Annotated in this window: 9 protein-coding genes; 2 read left to right on the plus strand and 7 right to left on the minus strand. The window is 65.8% G+C overall.

Annotated features, from left to right (window positions below):
• Nucleotides 1-597 (minus strand): ABC transporter permease (locus tag AC1D2K_RS19945; RefSeq protein WP_478090564.1); only part of this gene is annotated, 597 nt, incomplete at its 3' end.
• 17 nt (nucleotides 598-614) lie between these two features.
• Nucleotides 615-1,856, minus strand: a complete 1,242-nt coding sequence (gene proV / locus AC1D2K_RS19950; protein WP_478090565.1) for a glycine betaine/L-proline ABC transporter ATP-binding protein ProV — start codon at nucleotides 1,854-1,856, stop codon at nucleotides 615-617.
• A 499-nt stretch (nucleotides 1,857-2,355) separates the two neighbouring features.
• Here proV and fumC point away from each other — a divergent pair, with 499 nt between their 5' ends.
• Nucleotides 2,356-3,759, plus strand: a complete 1,404-nt coding sequence (fumC, locus tag AC1D2K_RS19955; protein ID WP_478090566.1) for a class II fumarate hydratase — start codon at nucleotides 2,356-2,358, stop codon at nucleotides 3,757-3,759.
• 13 nt (nucleotides 3,760-3,772) lie between these two features.
• On the opposite strand, the gene AC1D2K_RS19960 is transcribed toward fumC, so the two are convergent.
• Nucleotides 3,773-4,390 carry a YqhA family protein gene (locus AC1D2K_RS19960; RefSeq protein ID WP_478090567.1) on the minus strand — a complete coding sequence of 206 codons (618 nt, stop codon included), beginning with the start codon at nucleotides 4,388-4,390 and terminating at the stop codon, nucleotides 3,773-3,775.
• A 164-nt stretch (nucleotides 4,391-4,554) separates the two neighbouring features.
• On the opposite strand from AC1D2K_RS19960, the gene acs reads away from it, so the two are divergent.
• The gene (acs, locus tag AC1D2K_RS19965; RefSeq protein ID WP_478090568.1) at nucleotides 4,555-6,552 is read left to right on the plus strand and encodes an acetate--CoA ligase; all 1,998 of its coding nucleotides are present in this window, start codon (nucleotides 4,555-4,557) and stop codon (nucleotides 6,550-6,552) included.
• Between the two features lie 252 nt (nucleotides 6,553-6,804).
• Here acs and AC1D2K_RS19970 read toward each other — a convergent pair whose 3' ends face one another.
• From AC1D2K_RS19970 to AC1D2K_RS19985, 4 genes are all read right to left on the minus strand, one after another.
• Nucleotides 6,805-8,421, minus strand: a complete 1,617-nt coding sequence (locus AC1D2K_RS19970) for an outer membrane protein assembly factor BamB family protein (protein WP_478090569.1) — start codon at nucleotides 8,419-8,421, stop codon at nucleotides 6,805-6,807.
• A gap of 49 nt (nucleotides 8,422-8,470) precedes the next feature.
• Complete coding sequence (locus AC1D2K_RS19975; RefSeq protein WP_478090570.1) at nucleotides 8,471-8,620, minus strand: hypothetical protein; 150 nt, start codon at nucleotides 8,618-8,620, stop codon at nucleotides 8,471-8,473.
• Nucleotides 8,621-9,018: 398 nt separating this feature from the next.
• The gene (locus AC1D2K_RS19980) at nucleotides 9,019-10,410 is read right to left on the minus strand and encodes a class II fumarate hydratase (protein ID WP_478090571.1); all 1,392 of its coding nucleotides are present in this window, start codon (nucleotides 10,408-10,410) and stop codon (nucleotides 9,019-9,021) included.
• A 2-nt stretch (nucleotides 10,411-10,412) separates the two neighbouring features.
• Nucleotides 10,413-10,779, minus strand: a 367-nt coding sequence (locus tag AC1D2K_RS19985; RefSeq protein WP_478090572.1) for a tripartite tricarboxylate transporter substrate-binding protein, incomplete at its 5' end; no start/stop codon positions are given.

The raw sequence follows: 10,779 nt of genomic DNA on the forward strand, positions 1-10,779 counted from the left end.
CATCAGGCGCTGGGCCCGGTCGCTGCTGGCCAGCAGCACGCCCATCGGCAGGCCGACACCCAAGCAGAACACCAGCGAGGTCAGCACCAGCGACAGCGTGACCATCGCTTCGGACCAGATGCCGAGCAGCGCCACCAGCAGCAGCGACACGGCGGTGCCGATGGCGAGCTTGCGGCCGGCGAACTGCCAGGCCAGCAGGCCGATCAGCGCGATCATGGCCAGTGCCGGGAGACCGTTGAGAAGGCCCTGCACCCAGGTCAGCGTGCCGTCGATGGGCAGCCGCACGGTCTGGAAAAAGGGGCGGAAGTGCTCGACCACCCAGCCGAGCCCCTGATTGATCCAGGACTCGACGGGCATGGAGCCATCCCAGAGGCGTTGCAGCTGGAAGCCGCCGGCCGCGGGATCGGCCGAACCGGCCAGTTGCCGGGCCGCGTCGATCGGGGCCGGTGCATCGAGCCAGTTGCTGGTCGCCGACGCATCGGGCGTCGCGGAGACGCTGGCCCAGGGGTCGATGGATGTCTGCGGCGGCAGCGACGGCGGCGACGCCACGGCGTCATTCAACGGGGCGAGTTCGGAAGGAAGTGCGGTGTCGTTCATCAAGAGGTCCTTCGGGGTCAGAGCGTTTCGGCGATGGCGACGGCAGTCGCGGGCTCCATCGGYGGCGTGTCGCGGTCGAGGAACTTCAGCAGCGTGGTCTTGCTGATGGCCCCGCAGAAGCGGCCGTCGCCGGCCACCACCGGCACGGCGCACGGCGCCTGTGCCACTTGCCCGAACAGGCCGGCCACGGGCGCATCCGCCGCGATCGGCGGCAGCGCATCCAGGAACGCGTGCTGCAGGCCCAGCGGGCCCGAATGCCCGTCGAGGGCCGCGCGCAGCGTGTCGGCCGACACCGTGCCCAGGTAGCGCTTGCCGGCGCTCACCACGTAGGCGTRGTCGCGGTCCTGGTCCTCGAGCAGCTTGAGCGCCGCGCGTGCGCCGCGGTCGGCGTGCTCCGAGACCACGGTGAGCGACTTGCGCGCGATGTCCGCGGCCTTGAAGACCGCCGCGGCATCGACGCCGCGCACGAAGCTGCGCACGTAGTCGTCGGCCGGGCTGCGCAGGATCTCGTCCGGCGTGCCGACCTGGATCACGTGGCCGTCCTTCATGATGGCGATGCGGTCGCCGATGCGCATGGCCTCGTCGAGGTCGTGGGAGATGAAGACGATGGTGCGGCGCTGGGCCTGCTGGAGGCGCAGCAGCTCCGACTGCATCTCGGTCCGGATGATCGGGTCGAGCGCCGAGAAGGCTTCGTCCATCAGCAGGATGGACGGATCCGAGGCCAGCGCGCGCGCCAGGCCCACGCGCTGCTGCATGCCGCCCGAGAGTTCGTCGGGGTAACTGTCGCCCCAGCCGGCGAGCCCCACCTGCGCCAGCGCCTGGTCGGCCTGGTCGAGGCGTTCCTTCTTGCCGGTGCCGGCGAGCTCGAGGCCGAAGGCGGTGTTCTCGCGCACCGTCATGTGCGGCATCAGGGCGAAGGACTGGAACACCATGCTGATGTCCTTGCGGCGCAGCGCGCGCAGTTTCGCGTCGGAATGCTCGTTGATGTCCGCGCCGTCGATCACGATGCGGCCGGCGGTCGGCTCGATCAGCCGGTTGAGCAGCCGCACCAGCGTCGACTTGCCCGAGCCCGAGAGGCCCATGATGACGAAGATCTCGCCAGCCTGGATCTCGAAGGTGGCGTCGAACACGCCGATCGACTGGCCGGTGCGCGCCAGGATCTCCTTCTTGGAAAGGCCTTGGCGGACCAGGTCCAGGGCCTGTTCCGGCTCGTCGCCGAAGACCTTGAACACGTGATCGATGAGAATTCCTTTGGCCATACGCCGGGGCTCCTTGTAGGAAGGGTGGACAGGGCGTCGCCCACGAGGGCGACGGCGGCCGCGCCATCAGCCGATGGGTCCCCCGGAGCGCGCGCGCAGCGGCCCGGCGAGCCTCAAGGGCTGCCGATGGGCACTGAAGACGACATGGCGACGAAACCCGTGCCCACCGGATGCTTCATTCGCAGAACAGCGGGCCTGGTCGAGGGGCGCCGCCTGGATGAGCGTGGCGTAGCAATGGGGCCGGAAAAAAACCGGCCGGTTGCCGGGCTGGACCCGGCGCAAGAGGATCCTGCACCGCGACGGGATTCGGAGATCCGCGAGTAGTGCAGGCTGATCAACATGACTTGTTGATCGTCTGGGAAGGTGGATTATAACTTTTTGACATGAAGAGTCAAGGCTGCGCAGCCAGATCAAATGCGAGCCATTCTTGTTCGAGGCGATACTCGGCATAGCGCCCGGTGAACGGCCGATCCCCTATCCCTGACAGAGGAGTTCCTTCATGACGACATCCCCTCAGACCCGCGTCGAACGCGACACCTTCGGCCCGATCGAGGTCCCTGCGGACAAGCTGTGGGGCGCGCAGACCCAGCGCTCGCTGCAGAACTTCGACATCTCCGGCGAGCGGCAGCCGCGCGAGATCATCCGCGCCCTGGCGCAGGTCAAGCGCGCCTCGGCGGTGGTGAACCATGCGCTGGGCCTCCAGGACGAAAGGAAGACCCAGGCCATCGCCGCCGCCGCCGACGAAGTGATCGCCGGCCGGCACGCCGACGAGTTCCCTCTGGTGGTCTGGCAGACCGGTTCGGGCACGCAGACGAACATGAACGTCAACGAGGTGCTGGCCAACCGCGCCAGCGAACTGCTGGGCGGCGAGCGCGGAGAGGGGCGCCTCGTGCATCCGAACGATGACGTCAACCGCAGCCAGTCGTCGAACGACGTGTTCCCGACCGCGATGCACGTCGCGGCGGTCGAGGCGATCACGCACAAGCTGCTGCCGGCGATCGCCAGGCTGCGCGGGACGCTGGAAAAGAAATCGACCGACTTCGCCGACATCGTGAAGATCGGCCGCACCCATCTGCAGGATGCCACGCCGCTGACGCTGGGGCAGGAGTTCTCAGGCTATGTCGCGCAACTTGCGCACGGCGAGGCGCATGTGCGCGCCGCGCTGCCGCACCTGTGCGAACTGGCGCTGGGCGGGACCGCGGTGGGCACCGGGCTGAATGCGCCCAAGGGCTATGCCGAACAGGTGGCGGCCGAACTGGCGAAGCGCACCGGGTTGCCCTTCGTCACGGCACCGAACAAGTTCGAGGCGATGGCCAGCGTCGACGCGCTGGTGCACGCGCACGGCGCCTTGAAGACCCTCGCTGCGAGCCTGATGAAGATCGCCAACGACGTGCGCTGGCTTGCCAGCGGGCCGCGCAGCGGCATCGGCGAGCTCAGCATTCCCGAGAACGAGCCCGGCTCCTCGATCATGCCGGGCAAGGTCAACCCGACGCAGAGCGAGGCGGTCACGATGCTCGCGGCCCAGGTGTTCGGCAACGACGTCGCGATCAACTTCGGCGGTGCCTCCGGCAACTTCGAGCTCAACGTGTTCCGTCCGATGGTGGCGCACAACTTCCTGCAGAGCGTGCGCCTGCTGGCCGACGGCATGGTGAGCTTCAATGACCATTGCGCCGTGGGCATCGAGCCGAACCGCGAGCGCATCAGCGAACTGGTCCAGCGCTCGCTGATGCTGGTGACCGCGCTCAACACCCACATCGGCTACGACAAGGCGGCTTTCATCGCGAAAAAGGCGCACAAGGAAGGCAGCAGCCTGYGCGAGGCGGCGATCGCTTCCGGTCACCTCACGGCCGAGCAGTTCGACCAGTGGGTGGTGCCGGAGAACATGACGGGGCGCCTGCCGTGAGCGCTCCCGCAGGTCAGTGGGCGTCTTCGAGGGTCCGGGACATCAGCCTGTCCGTGTAGGCAATCGCAATCGCCGACAGCAGGAAGGTGATGTGGATCGCGGTCTGCGCAATCAGCACGCGGTCGGTGTAGTTGTCCGCGTTGATGAAGGTCTTGAGCAGGTGGATCGAGCTGATGCCGATGATGGCGGTGGCCAGCTTGACCTTCAGCACCGAGGCGTTGACGTGGCTCAGCCATTCGGGCTGGTCGCGATGGCCTTCGAGGTTCAGGCGGCTGACGAAGGTCTCGTAGCCGCCGACGATCACCATGATCAGCAGGTTGGAGATCATCACCACGTCGATCAGCGCCAGCACCACCAGCATGATCACGGTTTCGTTCAGCGTCGTGACCGGCGCGGCGGTCTTGTAGCCGATGCTGGTGACCAGGGCTTCGAGCGCATCCGTGCTGCCGAAGGCGGCCTCGGCCAGATGCGTGAGCTCGACCAGGAAATGCATCACGTACACGGCCTGGGCGACGATCAGGCCCAGATACAGCGGCAGCTGCAGCCAGCGGCTGGCGAAGATCAGGTTGGGGAGCGGACGCAGCGGCGAGACTTTGCCGCGATTCGGAAGAAGGGTGTCGTCGTTTGACATCGAAAGGTTTCGGCGGGACTTGCCAACAACTGTAAACGCGCGATTCTAGGGGCTGCCCCATGAGGCCTTGTGCAGGCTGGGGTCGTTAATATGTGCCGTCAGTCGGCCGTAAGTGCCGAACCCGACATTACCGCCCGTCATCACGTTTGGTACAGGAGACAAGAATGAGCAGCGCATCCACGATCGAATCCGTCCTGGTCGAGAACCGTGTCTTCCCGCCCGACGAGCGGGCCACCAAAGGGGCGCGCATCGCCAGCATGGCGGCGTACGACGCGCTCTGCAAGGAAGCCGCGGACGAYTTCGACGGCTTCTGGGCCCGCCAGGCGCAAGCCAACGTGGTGTGGACCCAGCCCTTCACGCGCACGCTCGACGAATCGAATGCGCCTTTCTACAAGTGGTTCGAGGACGGCGARCTCAACGCCTCGGCCAACTGCCTGGACAAGCACATCGGCACGCCGGTCGAGCACAAGACCGCGATCGTCTTCGAGGCCGACGACGGCGTGGTCACCCAGGTCACGTACAAGGAACTGCTGGCGCGCGTCTCGCAGTTCGCCAATGCGCTCAAGGCCGAAGGCATCCGCAAGGGCGACCGGGTCGTCATCTACATGCCGATGACCATCGAAGGCGTGATCGCGATGCAGGCCTGCGCCCGCATCGGCGCCACCCACAGCGTGGTGTTCGGCGGCTTCTCGGCCAAGGCGCTGCAGGAACGCATCATCGACGCCGGCGCGGTGGCCGTGATCACCGCCAACTACCAGTTGCGCGGCGGCAAGGAACTGCCGCTGAAGGCGATCGTCGACGACGGCATCGCCCTGGGCGGCTGCGAATCGATCAAGAGCGTGCTGGTCTACCAGCGCACCGCGACCGCCTGCCACATGGAGGCCGGGCGCGACAAGACCTTCGCCGAGGCCCTCCAGGGCCAGGCGAGCGAATGCCCGCCGGTGCCGGTGGGCGCGGAGCACCCGCTCTTCATCCTCTACACCTCCGGCTCGACCGGCAAGCCCAAGGGCGTGCAGCACGCGACCGGCGGCTACCTGCTGTGGGCCAAGCTCACGATGGACTGGACCTTCGACATCCGTCCCGAAGACGTGTTCTGGTGCACCGCCGACATCGGCTGGATCACCGGCCACACCTACGTCGCTTACGGCCCGCTGGCCGCCGGCGCCACGCAGGTGGTGTTCGAGGGCATCCCGACCTTCCCGCATGCGGGCCGCTTCTGGCAGATGATCGAGAAGCACAAGGTCTCGATCTTCTACACCGCACCGACCGCGATCCGTTCGCTGATCAAGGCCGCCGACAGCGACGAGAAGGTGCACCCGAAGAACTGGGACCTGWSSTCGCTGCGCATCCTSGGCACCGTGGGCGAGCCGATCAATCCCGAAGCCTGGATGTGGTACCACCGCCATGTCGGCGCCGAGCGCTGCCCGGTCGTCGACACCTTCTGGCAGACCGAGACCGGCGGCCACGTGATCACGCCGCTGCCGGGCGCSACGCCGCTGGTGCCGGGGTCGTGCACGCTGCCGCTGCCGGGCATCATGGCCGCGATCGTCGACGAGACCGGCAAGGACATCCCGAACGGCGCCGGCGGCATGCTGGTGATCAAGCGGCCCTGGCCCTCGATGATCCGCACCATCTGGAACGACCCCGAGCGCTTCAGGAAGAGCTACTTCCCCGAGGAGATGGGCGGCACGATCTACCTCGCGGGCGAYGGYGCGGTGCGCAGCGCGGACCGCGGCTACTTCCGCATCACGGGGCGCATCGACGACGTGCTCAACGTCTCGGGCCACCGGCTGGGCACCATGGARATCGAATCGGCCCTGGTCGCCAAGACCGACCTGGTGGCCGAGGCGGCCGTGGTGGGCCGGCCCGACGACGTGACGGGCGAGGCGGTCTGCGCCTTCGTGGTGCTCAAGCGCGGGCGCCCGGCCACGGAAGAGGAGGCCCGCAAGGTCGCCGCCGAACTGCGCAACTGGGTGGCCAAGGAAATCGGACCCATCGCAAARCCCAAAGACATCCGCTTTGGAGAGAATCTTCCGAAGACCCGCAGCGGYAAGATCATGCGGCGCCTGCTGCGCAGCCTTGCCAAGGGCGAGGCCATCACCCAGGACACCTCGACGCTCGAGAATCCGGCCATTCTGGAGCAGCTGGGGCAGCCGCATTGAAGCGGCAGATCTGGCGCGCATGGGGTCGTCTGGATGCCGAAAGGGCGATGGCCGCGCTCGGCGGAAGACCGCTTCCTGGATCGGCTGCAGACTCACGGTTTCGGCCATGACCCGTCAATGACGATCGTCCGCTATCCGGCAGGCCAACAGCACAACCATCTGCCGAAACGCCGGCGGATCGTTCAGATCCGTCTGCCGCGAGCTCTTCTATGAGTCATGAGGTCGACACACATTTGAAATGCCAGCGACATGTCACTTGGCTGGCGATGCGTTGTCCAGACCCAGTACGACGATCCTTGCGCGTCTCGGCTTTATCGGCCACGCGGCCATCGTGAAGTTGTCGGCGACAGCCACCTTCTGCACCCCCTCGACGGTGTACGTGATCACGCCGCCGCCGATCCCGCCGCCCGTTCCGAGCGGGCCACCCCAGAGCTTCTGACCGGTGGAGGAATCCAGCGCATAGAAGTTGCCGCCGACGTCGCCAACGAACACGATCCCACCGGCCGTCGGCGTGATGCCCGCGACAAAGGGATAGTTGGACTTGGCCCGCCATTTCCACACCCCGGTGTCGGCGTCGCTGGCATAGATCCAGCCGGCCCAATGCCCGTCGGTGCGGTCTTCCTTGCCGAACATGTTGATCGGGTTCAAGGTGGCCATTCCGGTCCAGGGCTGACCGACGGCCACCTTGCGCAATCTCTCGTCCGTCTTGATCGTCACCGTGTCGCACCAGTCGACGGTGCCGCTGATGATGAGGTTCGTCATTGGGTCGAAACCCGGGGTGCTCCATTCATTGCCGCCCACCGGCCCAGGGCAGAAATGAACTTTCTGGTCGACAGCGAAATCGCCCTCGGCATTCTCGATCGTGGTGATCGGCACGCGGTAGAGCAGCTGGCTGGCCGCGAGGTCGTAGCCGTAGAGATGCCCATCCTTCGGCGCGACCGACATGAGTTGTTTGCCGGCCATGGTCTGAAGCAGGATCGGCGGCGCAGACACGTCCCAGTCATGCCAGTCCTTCTTCACGACCTTGAAGTTGTTCCTGAAGTCGCCCGTCTTGGCGTCGAGGACCACCACCGAGTCCGTGAAGAGGTTCTCGCCTTCGCGTGCTCCCGAGGCGAAGTCGGGAGCCGGTTGGCCTCCTGGGACGTAGAGCAAGCCGTTCTTGATGTCGAGCGTGTACGAGGTCCAGGTCCCACCGCCGCTGATCGGGATGCCCGGCGCGTTGTTCCACGGCACCGACTCGCCGCGTTTCGAGTCGCAGATCGGCGTCTCCCACACCTGCTTGCCGGTCTTGAAATCGAAGGCCACCACCCGGCAGTCCTGGGTGCCGCGAAACAGCAGGCCATCCATGTAGGCCGGGCCGCGGTTGGAAGGCAATAGGCCGGCGGGATAGTCCAGGTGCGTGCGCCAGTTCTCCGCGCATGTGGCCGGATCGATCGAGAAGATGTCGAACTGCGTGGAGCCGATCAGGGCGTTGATCACCATGATCAGGCCGGACTCGAAGGCGGTGATCTGTCCGACCTCGTAGACGCACTGAATCTTCAGATTCCCGACATTCTTCGTGTTGATCTGGTCGAGCGGCGAGAAGCGCTGCGAGGTCGGGGTCCTGTTGTAGCTGGGCCAGTCGCTGGCCGCTGCACCGGGCCACGCCGCCTCTGCCAGCGGTGGCGACGGCACTGCAGCTCCAGGCGCCTTGTAGGCTGAATTCGCTTCGGTGGTCAGCGTCCCTGGCGGCGCAGCAAAAGACTTGAGAAAGTTGAGCCCCATGGCGCCGTAGGTCGACATCTGTACCGGGAATGTGACATAGAGAAATCCCGCGACAGCCAGGCCCGCCACAAACAGGAAGCCGAGGATGACAAGAAATCTTTTCACTGGGAGGTCCCTCTCGATGAACGGATCCAGCGGAGCCAGGAAGGGAAATCTAGGATGCCACCGACGGTGCGCGCTCGCGGTTGCGGATCAGCAATGCAATGACGGCCAGTGTCGGGTCAAGAATCGCAATCGCGAACAACGTATGCGGGAATACGCCCGATATCGCGAGGGGGACCAGCACAACAGGGATGAGCACCATTCGATCGAGTATGGCTGCCGGGCCGATTAGTTCCGGAGGGCCCGGACCGCCACTCCGGCACTCATGGAAGCGGACTTTCGATTGGCCACGGGATTAGCGCTGACGGCGCGTGCTTGGCCGTTTCGGCGCCGCTTAGCACGGCTACGTTGGCACTACCTTGAATCCGGTCGTCGATGCCGAGATCCCTGTGGCACCGGGATGACCGGAACCGGCGTCACAGCGTAAGTTCACCGACCGGCAGGGAAGGATGGCAACCGCTGCACACCGGCCGCACGACGGACGCCGGTGGAGGCGGGGTAGGGCCCCGTCCCGACCTTCGACGAAGCACACCGAGCGGCCGCAAATGGTCTTAAGAGCGGGCATTGCGGCTTGCGTACAACGGGCCACGGTGGGCGCGGCTACTGGTGATGGGCCATCCTTGCGGCATCCACAATCCTGTCATACGTCGCTTCGTCCAGAAGCCCAAGCTGCAAAGCGGCAGCTCGCGGTGTGATTCCCTGCTCAAGTGCCACAGCGGTAATCCGCGCCACCTGGTCATAGCCAAGGTGCGGATTCAACGCCGTCACCAACAGCAACGCGTTCTCGACGTTGCCGGCCAGGCGCCCAGGATCCACCTGGATTCCTAGCACCAGCCGCCGGGCGAACACGCTCGATGCGTCGGCGAGCACGCGGATCGATTGCAGCAGGTTGGCAACCAACAAGGGCTTCGCGACGTTCAGTTCGAAATTGCCCGACGCGTTGGCCAGGGTGATCGTCGCGTGGTTGCCAACGGCCTGCATGCAGGCCTGCGCCAGCACTTCCGCGATCGTCGGATTGCGCTTGCCCGGCATGATCGAACTCGTGAGGCCGTCATCCGGGATCTTCAGTTCGCCCAGCCCGCAACGCGGCCCGGACCCGAGCCAGCGCACATCGTTGGCGATCTTGAGCAACGAAGTCGCCAGCACGTTCAGCGCGCCTGACACTTCGACCAGCGCGTCATGCGCGGCCATGCCCTCGAACTTCGATGCATTGGGCGAGAAGTCGCGCCCCGTGAGCGCGCTGATCTCCTCGCAGAAGTAGAGGTCGAAATCCGGCGGCGCGTTCAAACCCGTGCCGGCCGCCGTCCCGCCCTGCGGCAGCGACAGAAGCCGGGGCATGGTGGCGTCGATCCGGTCGATCCCGTGTGCGACCTGGCGTGCAAAGGTATCGAAGCTCTGTCCCATCGTCATCGGCACGGCGTCCATCAGGTGCGTCCGCGCGATCTTCAGCACATCGGCGAAGGCAACGGCGCGTTCCCGCAGGCTGTTGCGCAGCAATGAGAGCGATGGCTTCAGGCGGTGCTCCAGTTCCACCACCGTCACCACGTGCATGACGGTCGGAAAGCTGTCGTTGGACGATTGCGAAGCATTGACGTGATCGTTGGGATGCACCGGCGACTTGGTGCCCAGGGGCCGGCCCATCAGCTCGTTGGCTCGGTTCGCGATCACCTCGTTGGCGTTCATGTTCGTCTGCGTGCCCGAACCGGTCTGCCAGATGGTCAGCGGGAAGTGCGCGTCGAAGCGGCCGTCGCGCAACTCGCCGGCAGCCGTCGCGATCGCTTCTGCCAGTTCGGCCTTCAGCGCGCCGCAACGCTGGTTGGCCCGTGCAGCCGCCATCTTCTGCAGCCCGAACGCCCTGACCAGGCAGGCAGGAAAGCGCTCCTCGCCCACCTCGAAGACGCCAAGGGCCCGTTGCGTCTGTGCGCCCCAGTAGCGGTCCGCAGGGATCTCGACCGGGCCGAAGGCGTCATGCTCGATGCGTGATGCGCCCATGCTCAATCCAGGGAAATGTTGGTCTTGGCTGCGACAGTCTTCCACCGTGCGACCTCGCTTTCGGTGTGCTTGCCCAAAGCCGCGCCGGTGTACTGCTCGGCCGGCAGCAGCTGGATGGCCTGCTCGGCCATCTTGTCGGTGAAGGCCTTGTCGGTCATGACCTTCAGGTACGCAGCCTGCACCTTGTCCAGGGCGGGCTGCGGCGTTCCCTTGGGCGCATAGATGCCGTACCAGGTCGACGCTTCGAAGTTCGGCAGCACGGTTTCGGACAATGTCGGTACGTCCTTCAGCTGGGGCAGGCGGACTTTCGAAGTTACGGCCAGCGGACGCACCTTGGCCTCCTTGATCTGCGGCAAAGCGGTGTTGGTC

It is taken from the genome of Variovorax sp. P1_H12_2 (assembly GCF_056405335.1).